General features: G+C 68.5%; 13 protein-coding genes. 4 read left to right on the forward strand and 9 right to left on the reverse strand.

Annotation, left to right across the window (positions count from 1 at the left end):
• Positions 1-4 precede the first annotated feature (4 nt).
• From hemW to K340_RS36520, 3 genes are all read right to left on the reverse strand, one after another.
• Entirely contained in the window at positions 5-1,231 is a 1,227-nt protein-coding gene (gene hemW, locus K340_RS0102965) for a radical SAM family heme chaperone HemW (protein WP_029135605.1), read from the reverse strand.
• A gap of 162 nt (positions 1,232-1,393) precedes the next feature.
• The gene (locus tag K340_RS0102970) at positions 1,394-3,637 is read right to left on the reverse strand and encodes an MMPL family transporter (RefSeq protein ID WP_029135606.1); all 2,244 of its coding nucleotides are present in this window, start codon (positions 3,635-3,637) and stop codon (positions 1,394-1,396) included.
• Positions 3,638-3,719: 82 nt separating this feature from the next.
• On the reverse strand, positions 3,720-4,307 hold the full coding sequence (locus K340_RS36520) for a TetR/AcrR family transcriptional regulator (RefSeq protein WP_051264883.1): 588 nt from the start codon (positions 4,305-4,307) through the stop codon (positions 3,720-3,722).
• A 191-nt stretch (positions 4,308-4,498) separates the two neighbouring features.
• Here K340_RS36520 and K340_RS0102980 point away from each other — a divergent pair, with 191 nt between their 5' ends.
• Positions 4,499-5,299: an enoyl-CoA hydratase-related protein gene (locus K340_RS0102980; protein ID WP_037362257.1), complete on the forward strand. Its 801-nt coding sequence runs from the start codon at positions 4,499-4,501 to the stop codon at positions 5,297-5,299.
• A 109-nt stretch (positions 5,300-5,408) separates the two neighbouring features.
• Here the strand turns inward: K340_RS0102980 and K340_RS27110 are convergent, their stop codons facing one another.
• The gene (locus K340_RS27110; protein WP_154674039.1) at positions 5,409-5,633 is read right to left on the reverse strand and encodes a hypothetical protein; all 225 of its coding nucleotides are present in this window, start codon (positions 5,631-5,633) and stop codon (positions 5,409-5,411) included.
• A gap of 71 nt (positions 5,634-5,704) precedes the next feature.
• Between K340_RS27110 and K340_RS0102995 the strand changes: the two genes are divergently transcribed.
• The gene (locus K340_RS0102995) at positions 5,705-6,748 is read left to right on the forward strand and encodes a zinc-dependent alcohol dehydrogenase family protein (RefSeq protein ID WP_037362262.1); all 1,044 of its coding nucleotides are present in this window, start codon (positions 5,705-5,707) and stop codon (positions 6,746-6,748) included.
• An 86-nt stretch (positions 6,749-6,834) separates the two neighbouring features.
• Here the strand turns inward: K340_RS0102995 and K340_RS36525 are convergent, their stop codons facing one another.
• Both K340_RS36525 and K340_RS27120 read right to left on the reverse strand, forming a co-directional pair.
• On the reverse strand, positions 6,835-7,239 hold the full coding sequence (locus tag K340_RS36525; protein WP_051264885.1) for an SH3 domain-containing protein: 405 nt from the start codon (positions 7,237-7,239) through the stop codon (positions 6,835-6,837).
• Positions 7,240-7,316: 77 nt separating this feature from the next.
• Positions 7,317-8,354 (reverse strand): winged helix-turn-helix domain-containing protein, encoded by a 1,038-nt coding sequence (locus tag K340_RS27120; protein ID WP_051264887.1) that lies wholly within the window; start codon positions 8,352-8,354, stop codon positions 7,317-7,319.
• Between the two features lie 225 nt (positions 8,355-8,579).
• Here K340_RS27120 and K340_RS0103010 point away from each other — a divergent pair, with 225 nt between their 5' ends.
• A complete protein-coding gene (locus K340_RS0103010; RefSeq protein WP_084613950.1) occupies positions 8,580-9,098 on the forward strand; it encodes a mycothiol transferase in 519 nt (172 codons plus the stop codon).
• Positions 9,099-9,132: 34 nt separating this feature from the next.
• Here the strand turns inward: K340_RS0103010 and K340_RS0103015 are convergent, their stop codons facing one another.
• Complete coding sequence (locus tag K340_RS0103015) at positions 9,133-10,590, reverse strand: META domain-containing protein (protein ID WP_084613951.1); 1,458 nt, start codon at positions 10,588-10,590, stop codon at positions 9,133-9,135.
• Between the two features lie 94 nt (positions 10,591-10,684).
• Entirely contained in the window at positions 10,685-12,583 is a 1,899-nt protein-coding gene (lepA, locus tag K340_RS0103020) for a translation elongation factor 4 (protein WP_029135611.1), read from the reverse strand.
• Between the two features lie 158 nt (positions 12,584-12,741).
• On the opposite strand from lepA, the gene K340_RS27125 reads away from it, so the two are divergent.
• Entirely contained in the window at positions 12,742-13,305 is a 564-nt protein-coding gene (locus K340_RS27125; protein ID WP_051264889.1) for an HdeD family acid-resistance protein, read from the forward strand.
• 136 nt (positions 13,306-13,441) lie between these two features.
• Here the strand turns inward: K340_RS27125 and K340_RS0103035 are convergent, their stop codons facing one another.
• Positions 13,442-17,425, reverse strand: a complete 3,984-nt coding sequence (locus tag K340_RS0103035) for a S8 family serine peptidase (RefSeq protein WP_161632045.1) — start codon at positions 17,423-17,425, stop codon at positions 13,442-13,444.
• Positions 17,426-17,605 lie beyond the last annotated feature (180 nt).

Raw genomic sequence — 17,605 nt, forward strand, 5'->3', positions numbered from 1 at the left:
CTCGCTATTGCAATAGGCGGAGGGTCAGGCCGTCGGCGAGCAGCCGGCCGCGGACCGTCAGCACCAGCCGACCGGCCTGCAGTGCGTCCGGGTCCAGCAAGCCGCCATCTGCTTCCCGAACCGCTCGCTGCCGGCCCGCGGCGTCAAGGGTGGCCACCGGGAGACCCTCGGCCAGCCGCAGCCGGAGCAGCACGTCCTCGAGGTGCCTGGCCGCCGGCGTCAGCAGCTCCCGCGAATGCGCCGGGGTGCCGCCGCCGGAGAGCCGGGAGCCGTAGGTCGCCGGGTGTTTGACGTTCCACCAGCGCACGCCGCCGACGTGTGAATGTGCCCCCGGCCCGATCCCCCACCAGTCGCCGCCGCGCCAGTAGGCAAGGTTGTGCCGGCAGCGGGCGGCCGCCGAGCGCGCCCAGTTCGACACCTCGTACCACTGGAAACCCGCTGCGGTCAACAGGTTGTCGGCGAGCAGGTACCGATCGGCGAGCACATCGTCGTCGGGCATCGGCAGCTGCCCGGAGGCCACCTGGCGGGCCATCCTGGTGCCTGGCTCGACGATCAGCGAGTAGGCCGAGACGTGGTCGACCCCGGCATCGACGGCCGCCTGCAGCGAACCGCGGAAATCGTCGTCGGTCTCGCCGGGGGTGCCGTAGATCAGGTCGAGACTCAGGTGCTGCAGGCCGGCCGCGCGGGCCCAGCCGACCACTTGCGCCGGTCGGCCCGGGGTGTGGGTGCGGTCCAGAGTGGCCAGCACCTGCGGTGCGGTGGACTGCATGCCCAGGGACAGCCGGGTGAACCCGCCTGCCCTGATCCCCTGCAGGAAGGCCTGGTCGGTGCTCTCCGGATTCGCCTCGGTGGTCAGTTCGGCGTCGTCCGTCAGCCCGAATTCGTCGCGGATCGCGTCGACCACGGTGACCAGTGGGCCGGCACCGATCAGCGACGGTGTGCCGCCGCCGACGAACACCGTGCTGACCTCGCGTTCGTCGCCGAGTGCCCGCAGCGTCCGGCCGGCCAGCGCCACCTCGGACAGGGCCGCATCCAGCCACGAATCCGGGGATGACGAACTGCCGAGTTCGCCGGCCGTGTACGTATTGAAATCGCAGTAGCCGCAACGGGTCGCGCAGAACGGCACGTGCAGGTACATCGACAGGGTGCGATCGGCGAGCCCGTCGGCCGCCGATTCCGGAAGCGACCCGTCGGCGGGGACCGGATCGCCGATCGGCAGGGTTGATGGCACCTACCCAGTGTCCTCTGGCTCGCCGGCCGCGCTCGACTGCGGTCGGTATCTTTTGGTCCGCCGGCCGCGCTCGACTGCGGTCGCGCGTCAGGCTCCTTCGTCGCCCGACGCGCGTCCTCGCTTCGCTGTGCCGGCGAACGAAGGCGTAGCGGGGTTGTCCCACTACCTCGCTGCCACTGCCCTCTGTGCCTTGTCCTGCTTCTCGATGGCCGCGCCCTCGACGTCGACGTGCGGCAGTACCCGGTGCAGCCACTTCGGCATCCACCAGGCGCCCTTGCCCAGCAGCGTCAGAACCGCCGGGATGACGATCATCCGCACCAGGAACGCATCGGCAAGCACACCGACGGTCAGGGCCAGCGCGATGGACTTGATCATCGAGTCGCCGCTGCCGACGAACCCGCCGAACACCGCGGCCATGATGGTCGCCGCCGCGATCACCACCGGTGCGGACCGACGGAAACCGTGCCGGATGGCAGCGACCGGGTCGTCGCCGTGGGCATAGGCCTCGTGGATCCGGGACACCAGGAAGACCTGGTAGTCCATCGACAGGCCGAACAGGATGCCGACCACGATGATCGGCAACAGGCTCATCAGCGGCGCCGGTTGCGTCACCCCGAAGACGTCACCCAGCCAGCCCCACTGGAACACCGCGGTGGTGACGCCCAGCGCCGCGCCGTAGGACAGCAGGAAGCCGATGGTCGCGGTCACCGGGACCAGGATCGAGCGGAACACCAACAGCAGCAACAGCAACGCAAGACCGACGACGACCACCAGGTACAGCGGCAGCGCCGAGGCCAACGTCTCGTCGACATCGATACCGACCGCGGTGGTACCGGTGACCCGCACCTCGACCCCGGCGCCGAAGTTCTTGTCCCGCAGCGTGTTGACCAGATTCGCCGTGGCATCGTCGGTGGGTCCGGTGGTCGGGATCGCGGTGAACAGCGCGACGCTGCCGTCGGCACTGGCCTGCGGCGCGGTCACCAGAGCCACTCCGGGGGTGGTCTGCACCTGCTGGGCGACGGCGGCGGCCTGGGCCGGGCCGTTGTCACCCTCGACCAGGATCAGCAGCGGCGCGCTGAGTCCGGCGCCGAAGTTCTCGGAGATCAGGTCGTACGCCTGCCGCTGCTGGCTGGCCGGATCGGCGGTGCCGTCGTTGGGCAACGCGGTCTGCATCGACAGCACCGGCGCCGCCAGGACGCCGAGCAGCACGACGCCGCCGACCGCGGCGAGCCCGGCCCGGCCGGTCAGCAGGTTCGCCCAGCGCTGCAGGAATCCGGTCCTGCCCGTCTTCTCGACCGCGTTCCCCACCGTGGTCCCGTGGGCGCTGTCGACCGGGGCTGCCCCTGCACCCGGATCGACGGCCGCGGCCTCGGCAGCCCTGCGCTCGGACTTGCGCAGTACCCGGGCGCCCATGGTCGTCAGCAGGGCGGGAACCAGCGTCAATGCGACCAACACCGCGATCACCACGGTGGCTGCGGCGGCCAACCCCATCTCGGCCAGGAACGGGATACCGACGACCGAGAGCCCGGCCAGCGCGATCACCACGGTGAGACCGGCGACCACGACCGCGGACCCGGCGGTGCCGGTGGCCCGGCCGATCGCCTCCTCCACCCCCCGGCCGTCCCGCAATTCGGATCGGAACCGGGCGAAGATGAACAAGGCATAGTCGATCCCGACCGCCAGGCCCAGCATGATCGCCAGGATCGGGGTGGTCGACTGCAGGTCGATGACGCCGGTCAGTGCGGTGATCCCAGCGGCGCCGATGCCAACGCCGATCAGCGCGGTGAGCAGGTTGGCACCCGCCGCGGCCAGTGACCCGTAGGTGAGCAGCAGCACCAGGAAAGCGATCACCACCCCGCCGATCTCGGCGGGGCCGGCCACCTCGGGCACCTGCTGGAAGGCGTTCCCGCCGACCTTGACCTCGAACCCGGCCGACCGCGCCGCCTCGACGGCCTGCTGGACAGCGGCCAGCGACTCGTCCGAGACGTTGCCCTGGGTCTGCGCGAACGTCACCCTGGAGAAGACGATCCGGCCGTCCTTCGAGACGATCGGCTGCTGCGGATCCAGCGGATTACTGGCGCTCTCCACCTCGGGCGCGGCGCCCAGCGCCGCGACCGTCCGGCCGATCTCGGCGGCGACCTGCGGATCCTTGACCGTCGTGCCGTCAGGGGCAACCATCACCACCGTCGCCGTCGCGCCCTGCGCCGCGGTCGCCGGGAACTTCTGTTCCACCGTGGTCAGTGCCTGACTGGACTCGGCGCTCGGGATGGAGAAGGAATTGGCGGTCGGCCCGGACAGGGTGACGGCTGCCACCCCGACGCCGGCGAGCACCAACAGCCAGGCGATGATCACTGCGATCCGGTGCCGGGCGACCGACAGGCCGAGTCGTTGCAGCATTCGTGCCATTGCTTGCTCCTCGTTCGATGCCCGGTGCGGGCGGTCTGTCAGGGTGACGTGCGGATGTCGGGCGTGCGGATCCGGTGTCCGGTCAGGCTTTCGGGTTCTGCTCGGCGGCGAGCGGCCCGATGACGCCGGCCGCCAGTTCCACCAGTAGGGGTTCGAGCCGGCCGCCCAGGTCCCGGTGTTCCGGATGTCGGGCGACCACCACCCCGGTGCAGATCAGTTCCAGGGCGAGGATCGCCCGGACCCGAAGTTCCACAGACGGCGCTGGGCCGGCGACCAGCTCGATGATCCGGTCCCCGGTGTCCCTCATCTTCGAGGCGAACGATTCGGGACCGGGCTGCAGTTCGTTCAGATCACGCAGCAGGTACTGGACCAGCCCCGGGTACTTGACGGCCGACTCGGTGATCAGGGCGAGCAGCCGACGGCGGCGATCCGGACCCTCGGGCAGCGCCGCGCCCAGCGACTGGATGTCGCTGACGGCACCTGCGATCAGCCCGTCCACCGCGTTCAGCAGCGCCTGCTTGCTCGGGAAGCGATGCAGCAGACCGGTCTTCGAGTAACCGACCGCGTCGGCGATCTGCTGGACGGAGGTGCGCTCGAAGCCGTGCACGGCGAACAGACCGGCGGCGGTATCGACGATCTCGGTATCGATCTGCTCGTGCGTCGGCCGCACCCGACCTCCCTTGCAGTGCGCTTCCGGCCAGCCGGCCGGCCGGGACCATATTGGTCCCTCCTGGACCAGGATGGTCCATCTGGCATCGGAAGGCAAGACGCGCCCGGGTGGTGTGCGCAACGTCTCCACACCCGATGGCAGGATCGGCAGCACCGCGCGGCGCTCCGGCCGCCCAGGCTCTTGGAGGCTCGATGGATCCGCTGGTGCGCACCGATATCGCCGGCGATGTCGCCACGATCACCCTCGACTCGCCGCGGAACCGCAACGCGTTGTCCCGACAGCTGCGCGCCGAACTGACCGCCGCATTGGATCGGGTGACCGACGATCCCGCCGTCCGGGTGGTGGTCCTGACCCACAGCGGACCGGTGTTCTGCGCAGGGATGGACCTCAAGGAGGCCGCCGACGAGCAGCCGGGAGCCGAGGGCGTCCGCGAGCTGCCGGCCATCCTGCAGCGCATCAGCCGATGTCCGAAGCCGGTGATCGCCAGGGTGGCCGGGCCGGCCAGGGCCGGTGGCATCGGCATCATGGCCGCCGCGGACATCGTGCTGGCGGTACCGTCCGCGACGTTCGCCTTCTCCGAGGTGCGGATCGGCGTGATCCCGGCGGTGATCAGCGTGCCGGTACTGCGTCGGATGGATCCGGTCGCTGCCCGCGAGCTGTTCCTGACCGGCGCGGTGTTCGACGCCCGCCGGGCGGTCGAGACCGGCTTGGTGAATGCCGTTGCCGAAGTCGATCACCGCGACGGTTCGAGCGAGCCCGACGATGCCACCGCCGTCCTGGACGACCTGGTCGGCCGGTTCGTCAGCGACCTATTGGCCGGCGGACCGACCGCACTCGCCGGGACAAAAGCGTTGCTGGGCACCGGCAACGACGATTCGGACGAGCTGTATTCCGGTCTGCTGGAGCTGTCGGCGAGGCAGTTCGCCACCGACGAGGCGAAGGAAGGCGCCCGTTCGTTCGCCGACAAGCGGCCGGCGTCCTGGACGCACTGACCGGCTGCCGTTCGTCAGCCCCAGGTGGCGAAACCCACCGCGATCAGCAGCAGCAGTACCAGGGCGATCGTCATCCAACGCCGGGTGACGGCCGGCAACGGGCGGCGACTCACCGTCGGCCGCCGGTCGCAGCGTCCACCGGTTCGGTGTCGGTCCGGGCCTGCAGCGCCGCGTCCCGGCGGGTGTGACGGCGTAGCGCCAATTCGACGATCCGGTCGACCAGCCCGGCCAGCAACCAGCAGATCGGCACCAGCACGACCAGCAGGATCGGGATCTGCACCCAGAACGACTGGCCGGCGAGCCAGGACTCGACGGCATCGATCACGGCGTTCACGTCCACCACCGTAGTCGTCGACATCCGGGTCGCCGGTCGAGGACGGCCGGGCCCGTGCCAGGCTGGTCGTTGTGCGCGCCATCGAGTTCAGCAAGCCCACCGGTCCGCTCACCCTGACCCAGCTGCCCTCTCCGCCCTGCCCGGACGACGGAGTGCTGATCCAGGTCCGGGCCACCGGGGTCTGCCGATCCGATTGGCATGCCTGGCGTGGTCACGAGCCGGTGCCGCTGCCCCACGTCCCCGGGCACGAACTGGCCGGAACGGTGGCCGTGGTCGGCCGCTCCGTCCGGCGCTTCGCCCCCGGCGACCGGGTGACGGTACCGTTCGTCTGCGGCTGCGGCCGGTGCGAGTTCTGCATCGCCGGCGATGCCCAGGTCTGCCCACAGCAGACCCAACCGGGTTTCACCCACGACGGCTCGTTCGCCGACCTGGTGGCGATCCACGCCGCCGACTTCAATCTGGTCGCCCTCCCGGACTCGATCGACTTCATCTCGGCGGCCGGCCTGGGCTGCCGGTTCGCCACTGCCTACCGGGCACTGGCCACCCACGGTCGCCCGGGCGCCGGCGACTGGGTGACCGTGCACGGCTGCGGCGGCGTCGGGCTGTCCGCGGTGATGATCGCGAAGGCGTTGGGCGCCAAAGTGATTGCCGTCGACATCTCGGTCGTGGCGCTGGCCAGGGCGTCCGAACTCGGCGCGGACGTCACGCTCGATGCCGGCGGACTGGCCGGGCCGGACGCCGTCGCCGACGAGATCCACCGGATCACCGACGGCGGCGCACAGGTATCCGTTGACGCGCTCGGATCGGTGCCGACGGCGACCGCATCAGTGCTGTGCCTGCGCCGACGCGGACGGCACGTCCAGGTCGGCCTGTTGCTCGGCGAGCATGCCCGGCCAGCCTTGCCGATGGATCGGGTGATCGGCTGGGAGCTGTCGATCCACGGCTCGCATGGCATGCCGGCCCGCGACTATCCGGGTCTGCTCGAGTTGATCACCACCGGGCGGCTCGATCCCCGCCGGCTCGTCGGCCGGGTGATCGGCCTCGACGAGGCAGGAGAAGCATTGGCCGGTATGGATTCCGGTACCGGGGCCGGGATGACGATCGTCGAGCTGTGACCCGATAGTTCCGGCACCCGTAGTCGAGCAGGGACCGGCCGACCGCCGAAGGGCGTCGACCGGTCCCCGACCGCGGTGGTCGCTGGTCAGCAATGGTGGGTGGCGCCGTGGTCGTTCAGGTAGTAGTCGCTCACCCAGCCCTGTCGATTGGTGCCGGCGATCCGGACATGCGTCCAGGAGTAGTAGTTGCCGACCTTCGTCCCGGAGACCCAGCAGTGGTAGTAGAGCTTGGTGCTCTTGCCCGCCCACCAGTTGGCGTCGCAGCCCGTGTGCGGCCCGCTGCGGACGTTCACCGAGGTGGTCGGATGGCCGGAGCCGGCGTCCTTGTTCGGGTGGCTCACCGAACAGTCAAGAACGTTCGGTCCGACGGATCCGGACGGCCCGGCCATGGCCGGGGCGGCCGACGCGGCGCCGGCGCCCGCGGTGACGATGCCTGCCGCAAAGACGAATGCTGTCAACGTCTTCGCTGCGGAGTTGAAACGGGTACCCATGTGTCCTCCCGGACAAGTCGTGGCTTCTGACGGTCGCGGATCGACCGCCCGCCGAATGTCTACCGATGGTCGGCGGCTCAGCACGACACCTTTGCCCACTGGGGAAAACACTCGCGATCGGTGACGTCGATGTCCCGGAGCAACGCCCTGCCGAGGCCGGTCAGCCGATGCACCACCGCCGAACCGTCGCGCGAGCTGGCAACCAGACCGGCATCGCGCAACACCGTCATCTGCTTACTGGCGGCGCTCACCGACGACCCGACGAACCGTGCGATTCCACTGGTGGTCCTTGGCCGCACCAGCGCCTGCAAGCTCTGCGCCCGTGTTCGGCCGAAGAGCGCGACCAACTTCGGTGGCGGGTCCGCCGGGAAATCGGCCGCCGGCGCCGCGGGCGTTGGTGCGGCGGGATAGACCAGGATCGGCGGCAGCTCGGGATCGATCAACGTCACCGGTCGCCCCCAGCAGAAGTACGACGGCAGCAGGGTGATGCCCCGACCACCCAGTCGGATGGTGCGCTGCACGGGATAGGCGATGGTCAGGACCTCCCCGTCCCAACTGATGATCCCGGGCAGATTCGCCAGCAGGTGTCCGACTCCCAGATCGCCGACCTGTTGTCGGCGGACCGCGCGGTCGGCCGCCACCGCCTCATCGGTCCACTCCCGGAACGGCCCGATCAGCCAGTCGTGGACCCGCCGGACGGCCGCCACCAGGTCACCGCGCCGGCCGCGATCGCCGTCGGCGAGCTGTTTCACCCACTGCGGCGCCGGCCGCGATCGGTACACCGACTCCAGATCCGCCGACAGCCGGGGCCGGCCGACGGCGGCGATGGCCCCGCAGCCGGCATCCAACTCGGTGACGGACGGCGCCGGCGTCAAGGTGTCCGGGAAACTCCCGGTCGGTGGGATCAACTCGCCCAACATCGCCAGGCTGCGGCCGAGATCCTGGCTAGGCCGGCCACGCTGCCGGATCGCCTCCCGCCACGGCCGGAACTGCGGCGCGACCTGTCGCGCCCGCGCCCGGTTCAGCCCGAGCACGAGTTCCCACATCGGGTCGGCACCCGGTGCCACCCGCACCCGCTCCAGATCCTCCCGGTCGAAAATGAGTCGAAGTGTCATGCGCCCCTCCTTGTTCGACGTAGGAAAGAGTGCAGTTCGCGAAGGATTGATGTCGCTACGTACGCCGCTTCCACCCGTTTGCCGAGCAGTCGCGCTGGATCGGCCGTATCGCCGGCCTAAATTCGGGTGATCCGTCCTCGTAAGGAGCAACGACCGCGCTGCGGCGGGAGAAGGACACACGCACCCGGCCGGCCCGGCGCCTCGTCCGGACGGCAGGATGTTCTGATGACCGAGATCGACGCAGCCCGAGCCATTCTCCGCGACGCCTTCGACCGGGTCGCCGAACAGGTATCGGCGGTGACCGACGGCCTGTCCACCGACGACGCGAAATGGCGTCCCGATCCCGGCGCCAATTCCATCGCCTGGCTGATCTGGCACCTGACGAGGGTGCAGGACGACCATCTCGCCGATCTGGCCGGCACCGATCAACTGTGGACGAACGACGGCTGGCACACCAGATTCAGCCTGCCATTCGATGCCGCTGAGACCGGCTACGGCCAGAGCAGCGATCAGGTCGGTCAGGTGGTGGTCGATCCGGCCGACCTCGCGGGCTATCAGCAGGCGGTGCACCGGGCCACGCTGGAGTACCTGGACACGCTCACCGAGGCCGAACTGGAGCGGGTCGTGGACACCCGGTGGGATCCACCGGTCACCGCGTCGGTGCGGTTGGTCAGCATCGTCAACGACTGCACGGAGCACGTCGGGCAGGCGGCCTATGTCAAGGGGATGCTCGGCCGCCGGTGATCAGTTGGCGCTGTTGTTCAGTAGGCACTGTTGTTCAGTAGGCGCTGTGCGCTGTGACCACCAGGTTGTCGCGCCCGGTGATGGTCAGGAACGCGCCGTCCCTGGCCACGGTCAGCGGACCGCTGAGGATGTAGCGCAGGGCATCGGCCAGCGCCGAGCGGTTCGGCGGGCACTGCAGGAGCCAGGTGCCGTCGTAGGCGCCGGCGGTGAGGTTCGGGAAGGTTCCCGTGGTGTCGGACCACAGTTGCCCGCAGCCGACGTCGAAGACCAGGGCTCCGTGCTCGATGGTCAGCCTCGGTGGCTGATCCCAGAATTCTCCCTTTTCCAACGCGGGAAGTGGTTGCACGCCACGGGGTGTGACTATCTCGTCGATGGTGGCCATCAGCAGCTCCGGCGGGGAATCACCGGACGCAGCCGGGGATTCGGTCGGACCGGCGCCAGGTTCCTGGGAGCGCTGCGGCGTCGCGTCGGCCGGCTTCTCGGTGAGCACCATGGTCTGACCGTTCGCGGTGAGCCGCAACGTGGAGCCGGACAGTTGGAACTGCGCCGAGCCGCCGGTGAAGCCGAGTAGCCAGCTCTCCTGCTCTCCCCTGGCGTCCACGCAACCCATCGCCGTCCACGCCCCGGGGGTGAAGGTGACGGTGGACCCGTCCACCGAGTATCCGGCGCCGCCACCATTGCACCCGGCGGACAGCCCGACCTGGTCGGTGCCGAACGTCATCCTGATCCCGGGCTTCGCGATGGTCCGGCCGGTGATTTTGGTCGCGACGAAGTCGCGACCGGCCAACGGGTTCGCCAGCTTCTCCCGGATGGTCTGGCCGGTCGGCGGCGCCAGGAACGACAGGTCGACAGTGGTCGGCACGGCTGGCGGCTCGGGCTTCGTGCCGGAAAAGATGAGCACGTGCTTGTTCGCCCCTTCGTCGACCGAGATACGCAGTTCGTCGTCGCCCACGACAGCGGCCCGGACCTTTCCGGGCGCAAACGTGCCGATTCGCGCGCCGCAGATGTTGTTGGCCTCCGGGACCTGCGCCGCACCCTCGCCGAACACCACCACACCGTCGGTGACGGTCGCCGGCAGCGTCAGGGTCGGGCACGGCAGCGGCCCGCTGCCGAGCTGATGCTCCGTGGTGCCGTTGACGGTGAGAGTCTCGTTGGTGAACCTGATCCAGGCATCCGGATCGGCCGGCAGGCGCATCGGCAGGTCGTTGTTGATTCGTTCCGTGTAGTACCAGGTGGTGCCGAGAACCGGTCGGCTCAGACTGGAGAACGATTCGGACGAACTGGTGGCCGGCGAACTGACCGACGAAGAACCCGGTGACGAAGGCCCGGCGGACGAGGAAGCCGGCGAGTCGGGTGAGCTCTGCCCGACGGGGCCATCGGTCGGACGTGATGACCCGCCCTCGCCCGGGGGCTCCGGCGCCACCGCACATCCGGCCAGCAGGATCGCCGTCAGCAGCACTCCCGCACCGATCCGACCGCAACGACGACCCATCGCTTTCCCTTCGCCGCACGCAGGGGTAGGGCCGGAACAGCCCGTCAGCACCTGGACGGTACCGACCCGGCCGCCGGTTGCACGACTGCTGCGGCTACTTCTTCCCCGGGTCCTTGCCGCCGGTATCGGTGGACAGTGCGGCGATGAAGGCCTCCTGGGGCACCTCGACCCTGCCGACCATCTTCATCCGCTTCTTGCCCTCTTTCTGCTTCTCCAGCAGCTTGCGCTTACGGGTGATGTCGCCGCCGTAACACTTGGCCAGCACGTCCTTGCGCATCGCCCGGATGTTCTCGCGAGCGATCACCCGGGAGCCGACGGCCGCCTGGATCGGCACCTCGAACTGCTGCCGCGGGATCAGCTCACGCAGCTTTCCCGTCATCGAAACGCCGTAGGCGTAGGCGGAATCGCGGTGCACGATCGCCGAGAAGGCATCGACGGGCTCGCCCTGCAACAGGATGTCGACCTTCACCAGGTCGGCCACCTGCGTGCCCGACTCCTCGTAGTCGAGCGAGGCGTAACCGCGGGTGCGGGACTTGAGCGAATCGAAGAAGTCGAAGATGATCTCGGCCAACGGCATGGTGTATCGCAACTCGACCCTGGACTCCGACAGGTAGTCCATCCCGCCGAGCTGGCCACGACGGTTCTGGCAGAGTTCCATGATCGCGCCGATGTACTCGCTGGGGCTGATGATCGTCACCTTGACCACCGGCTCGCGCACCTCGGCGATCTTGCCGGCCGGCCAGTCGCTCGGGTTGGTCACCACCAGTTCGCTTCGATCCTCCATCGTCACCGTGTAGACCACCGTCGGCGCCGTCGAGATCAGCTCGAGATCGAACTCCCTTTCCAGGCGATCACGGGTGATCTCCAGATGCAGCAGCCCGAGATAGCCGCAGCGGTAACCGAAGCCGAGCGCGGTGGAATTCTCTGGCTCGTAGGTCAGGGCCGCGTCGTTGAGCCGCAGTTTGTCCAGCGCGTCGCGCAGCAGTGGGTAGTCGCTGCCGTCGATCGGGAAGAGGCCGGAATAGACCATCGGCCGCGGATCGGAGTAGCCGCCGAGGGATTCGGCCGCCGGTTTGACGGCCGAGGTGATGGTGTCGCCGACCTTGGACTGTCGGACGTCCTTCACCCCGGTGATCAGATAGCCGACCTCACCGACGCCCAATCCCTTGGTCGGCACCGGTTCCGGCGAGATCACCCCGACCTCGAGCAGCTCGTGGGTTGCCCTGGTGGACATCATCTGGATGCGTTCGCGCGGCACGATCTTGCCGTCCACCACCCGGATGTAGGTGATCACCCCCCGGTAGATGTCGTAGACCGAGTCGAAGATCATCGCCCTGGCCGGGGCGTCGGGGTCACCGACCGGCGGCGGTACGTCCCGCACCACCCGGTCCAGCAGCGCGCCGACGCCTTCGCCGGTCTTGCCGGAGACCCGCAGCACGTCGTCCGGGTCGGTACCCAGGATGTGCGCGATCTCGGCGGCGTAGCGCTCCGGCTGGGCCGCCGGCAGGTCGATCTTGTTGAGAACCGGGATGATGGTCAGGTCGTTCTCCATCGCCAGGTACAGGTTGGCCAGGGTCTGCGCCTCGATACCCTGGGCGGCATCGACCAGCAGCACGGCACCCTCGCAGGCGGCCAGCGACCGGGACACCTCGTAGGTGAAGTCGACGTGGCCAGGGGTGTCGATCAGGTGCAGCACGTACTCACCCTCGGCCGCGACGGTTGCTGCATCGGCCGTGGCCGGATCGGCCCGCACCGTCCAGGGAAGCCGGATGCTCTGGCTCTTGATGGTGATGCCACGTTCGCGCTCGATGTCCATCCGGTCCAGGTACTGGGCCCGCATCGCCCGCCCGTCGACCACCCCGGTGAGCTGCAGCATCCGATCGGCCAGCGTCGACTTGCCATGGTCGATGTGCGCGATGATGCAGAAGTTCCGGATCTGCTCGGGCGGCGTGAAGGTCGTCCGGTGAGCGATCGAGGGGGCGGGCTGATTCACGGTGTGGACGCGGTCTCTCCTGGTCGGGACTGGCCGGCGGGGCGCCGGTGGTCTCCAGTTTCCCACGACCTGTCCGCACGGGAAGCCATCGGTGAATTTGGCACTCTCACGGCCGTGTCGGTGCGATTCCGACCGTTTTGACTGCTTAGATTCACGGTATGACACAAATCTCGATCCAGCGGCGCCGCACCGTGTGGGACGTCGTGCTGGGCATCCTGCTCTTCATCGGCGGACTCGTGGTGCTGGGCGACGTGGTGGTCGCGACCGCAGTGAGCGTCCTGTTCATCGGATGGGTCGCGGTGATCACCGGCGTCATCGGCGTCATCGGGTCCCTGTTCAAGATCGGCAAGGGCGGTGGCTTCTGGTCCGCCCTGATCGGCGGCGCGCTGGTCGGCGTGCTCGGCGTGCTCATCCTGCGGTTCCCGTTGGCCAGTGCCGGCGCGATCACCCTGATAGCCGGCATGGTCTTCCTGGTCAGCGGGGTTGTCCGACTGATTGCGGGCTTCGAGCGCACGCCGGCCCGGTGGGCACTGCTCATCAGCGGCGTGGCCAGCATCATCCTTGGCCTGATCGTGGTGTTCAACCCGCTGCAAGCGACCCTCACCCTGCTGGGCGTCCTGCTCGGGATTCAGCTGCTGATCGACGGGCTCACCATGCTCATGTTCGGCCGGGTGCGGGTCGAGACCAGCACGCAGCCCGCCGCCTCCGACTCGGCCGTCTGACTCCCTGACTCAGCCCGGGCTGACGCCGGCCGCTCGACGGCGGCGTCAGCCCGGAGCCCAGAGTCGATCGGCGTCCCCGGCGGCGAGCCGACCGCGGTAGACGTCGATCTTGTGATCGATGTCCCTGGTAGCCCGGTCAGCCGCCGATGCCGTAGCCACGGATCACCTTCTGATCGACCTTGTTTCCCTCGGTGTCGGTTCCGCTGGCCCAGAAGGACACGGTTGACGCGCCCTCCTTCGGCGCAGAGAACCGGTAGTGATACGTCGATCCGGACGTGCTGACCGGCCTGACCGTGGTCCAGTGGGAACCGTCGTCGAAGCTGACCCGCAGCTTCAACGTCGCAATCCTGGCCCGAACCGTGTTGTCGAAGGGGTGGTAGCCGGTGATCGTGAAGGTCCGGGTTCGGCCGGCCGGCACGGAGTTGTCGAGATCGACCCCGGCGTCATAACGAAGGCCGAACACCCGAAGCGGCGCACACGGGGTGGCGTAGAAGGCGAAGTAGCCCGCCAGGCAATTGGCATACTTTGGCCCGGTGGCCGCCGGAACGGCTGATCTGAACGTCCAGGCAGATTCGACCTGCTGCGGGTAGCTGCTGATGTCCCAGGCCCGCCGCGCAGTACCCGTGATGCGATATCTTGCCGGCGCGTCGGGCACCCGGAATGTCACGAACGGGATGGTGAACCAGAGTACGGGGAACTTGCGCACCTCAGGAGGTACCACCTTCCCGTTCCGAGTCAGTTGGAATTCGTTGTCCAGCCGACCTGGGGCGACCGCTTTACCGTCCGGACCGACGTAGTCCGCGAACGGCAGAATCACCGAGCCGGACCGACAGAAATTGCAGGTGTTCACTGCGATCGGCGCGCTCAGTTCAGTCCTCGTGTAGACAGCGGCACCTGGTACCTGCGGTGCAGCAAACCACTTCTGGGTCCGGGCGCCGGCACGATCGAACACGTCGAGAGAGGATTCCTTCGGCGTGATCGCAGGTTGGTACTGATAGAGGTCTTCGACGTCCCGGGTCCAACCGACGTCGGCAGTCACCGGGCCGATGTACTCGGTCACTACATCCTGGCTATTCACCTGGACCGGCGCCGGCATGACACCCACGACGCCGCTGGGCAGATTCACCTGCCAGGTCAGGGCAGCTTGACCGGGATGCTCGGAATAGATGCGGTCGTCGATGCGGAACAGCTGCCGTTCGGAGACCTGGTGCCTGGCTACGAAGGTCCCGCTTCTGCTGAAGACGAGTGGATACAGATACTGCGGACTGTCGTGAGCATCGACCGACACCTGCGCCGGTCGATGCGCCAGACGCGCGGCCAGACTCTTCCCTTCCCGGAATGACAGTCCGAGGGTCGGGATCGGGTACTCCGGCCAGCCGACGGTCTGGGAGTACCCGAGGAACTCCACGCCGGGCGCGGCGTAGGCGATCACCGCGCGGGCGCCGGCTGCCTGCGCGAGTTGCACGCGGTCCAACGCGTTGCCGGTGCAACCGTTAAATGGGCACAGGTCCGTGAGATCGAGTAGCGCGACTTTGCCGCGCAGGTTCGCCTCCGCGAAACCCGCTGCGGTTCCGTTGCCGACCGATACGAGATCGGTACTGAACCGGCCGTCCAACATCGCCGGCTCGACATCCGAATACCCGGACCGGCCGTACTCCCGGTACCAAGGATGCAGGGTGATCGCTCTCGAGTTCTGCCCCTTGGCGTGCACCTTCATGGTGACCGGCGAAGATCCCAGCAGGGTCACCGTGTGAGTGTCAAGGGTGCCGATGGTCGGCCTTGGTACCGGCAGTACCCAGGCGTGCTGGTGGGGGTAATACACACTGACCGACGGGGCGATCGAGCCGATGGTGTCGATGCCCTTGCGGATATAGCCGGTGTGCAACACGACTGACGTCGCGGGCTTCGGGGTGGACACCGTCACTTCCTTGGCGCGGCGCAGGTCCAAGGTCACCGTGGTGTCGCCGTCCACCGTGAATTGAGCATTGGTCGCCACGATGGCGTTGGCCTGCCCGTCGGCGTCGATCCAGACCACCGGCACGTGGAAGCTCCACGGCCCCGGAACGAGTTGCGTCGTCGTGTCCGGTCCACTATCGCCGAAGACCGCGTAGCCGAGGTCGTCGCGATCGTCCACTCGCATGAAGATGCCAGTGCCGAAACGGATGTCGTGGGCTCCTGCTGGGGCAATGATGCGGACCCGGGTGGCAGCCCTGACCGGTGCCACGCTCACCGCCAGGGCCGTAGCCACCTGGACGTCGCCGGCCGGATCGCCGGCCACGATGCGACCCTGGTACCAGCCGGCCTTCGCCAGGATGGGATCGAAACGAACCGGGACCTCGGCCGTGGCGTGAGCGGGAACAGCGACGCTGGATGCTGCGCTCAGGGTTCCCGGTGGCGCGACCTGCCCACGCCGGTCCGTGATACTCAGCTGCAGGGCCAGCGTGACCGGACGGTCGGTGTTGTTGGTGTAGGACACATTTCGGGTGACCGGGCCACCGTCGGCGTCGACCTCACCGAAGCTGATGTTGCCGCCGCCGTAGATGTTCTGCGAAGCGGCCCTGGCGACGTCGAGGCGGCCCGAGCCCTGGCCGAAGGCCTGGTAGCCATCGTCCTTGCCGGTGCTGACCAGCGCGCCCTTGAGCTGCCGGCCGGTCCAGTCGGGGTGTTGCTGCACCAGCAGGGCGGCCGCCCCGGCAACGTGCGGGGTGGCCATCGAGGTGCCGGACAACGTTGCGTAGCTGGTGCCGACCCGCGGACCGAGGTCCGTGCCGGCGGCGCGTGCCGCCGTGATCGAGACACCGGGGGCGGCGATGTCGGGCTTCACCGTCCGGAAGTCGGACTTGCCCGCGCCGAAGTCGATTCTCGGGCCCCGGCTGGAGAACTCCGCGAGGTGATCGGCCTTGTCGACGGCGGCGACCGTGAGTGCCGAGTCGGCGACGCCCGGACTGTTCAACGTCCCCGTTGCCGGACCGGTGTTGCCGGCTGCGACCACGAACAACGTCCCGTACTGCGCGGACAGGGCGTCAAGGGCCTGGCTCTTCAGATCGTCGAGCCCGTCGGCCCTCAGCTCCGAGCCGAGGCTGAGGTTCACCACCTTGGCACCGTTCTCGGCCGCCCACTCCATGCCCTCGATGATGTCGGAGTCGATTCCGAACCCGGTGTCGGTGAGGACCTTGCCGATCATCAGCTTCGCCTTGGGAGCGACGCCCTGGTATTTGCCGCCGGAGGCGGCGCCGGAGCCCGCGATGATCGAGGCAACATGGGTTCCGTGACCGTAGGCGTCCTGAACAGACGGCTCCCGGGTGAAGATCTTGGTCGCCGCGATCCGTCCGGCGAAGTCAGGGTGCTGCAGGTCGATGCCGGTATCCAGGACGGCAACCGCGACCCCCGCGCCGTCGTAGCCGGCGGCCCACACCTGCGGTGCCCCGACCATCGGCACGCTGGTGTCGAGCGAGGCGGTGACCCGACCATCGAGCCATACCTTGGTGACACCTGCGGCCAGGGTCGACCGGCCGGACCTGGCGGTCGGCGGGTTCAGCGTGGACCACAGCTGTTCGACGTCGTCCTTCGCCGCCGTCACCACGACGGCGTCGACACTGGGCAGCGCTGTGCCGGCCTTGGTTGCAGGCAAGGCGGCGGCGGCCTTGGCCAGGCGACCTGACCGGCGGGTCGCGTCGCTGTAGCCGACGATCAGCGGCAGCGACTGGGTTTCCGCATCGGTGTAGCCGTTGTGCGCCAGGTATGCCACGTCGAACAGCCGCGGGTCGAGCCGATCGGCAGCCAGCAACCCCAGTGCATCAGAAGGCACCACGTTCAACTGATCCCCATGACGCATCGTCATGAAGGTGACGGGTAGTCCGTCCGGTCGGGGCGCCGTTGTCACCACCGTTGCCGTCGCATCGCCGCCGTCCGCCGCCTGGTGGAATGCGACGACGTCGCCGGTGATCAGCGTGACGGTCACCTCGCCCGCCACCGGAGCCGTCGAGACCGTCGGCTGCGCAACGCTTTGCGACGCGGTGACGGCCTGCTGCGGCACGGGCGGCGCAGAACGAGTTGCGGCCGTGGCCGAACCACCGAACCCGGGCGTCAGAACGACGGCGGCAGCGCACCATGCTGCCATCCATCTCCACCGTCTCGCCGATGTCATCAATGCTCCGTTCCGTTGGGCCGACCGCCGCCGAAGAGGCGGCTGCACCCGGACTATCGCAGCGATGCACCACGCGGCGGAACAGCCCGAACCCGCCTGAGTACGCCGTGGCGCAAACAGGACACCGACCGTGAACCCGATAGCGTGCGGTTC

This window comes from Nakamurella lactea DSM 19367 (assembly GCF_000426645.1).
Classification (GTDB): domain Bacteria; phylum Actinomycetota; class Actinomycetes; order Mycobacteriales; family Nakamurellaceae; genus Nakamurella; species Nakamurella lactea.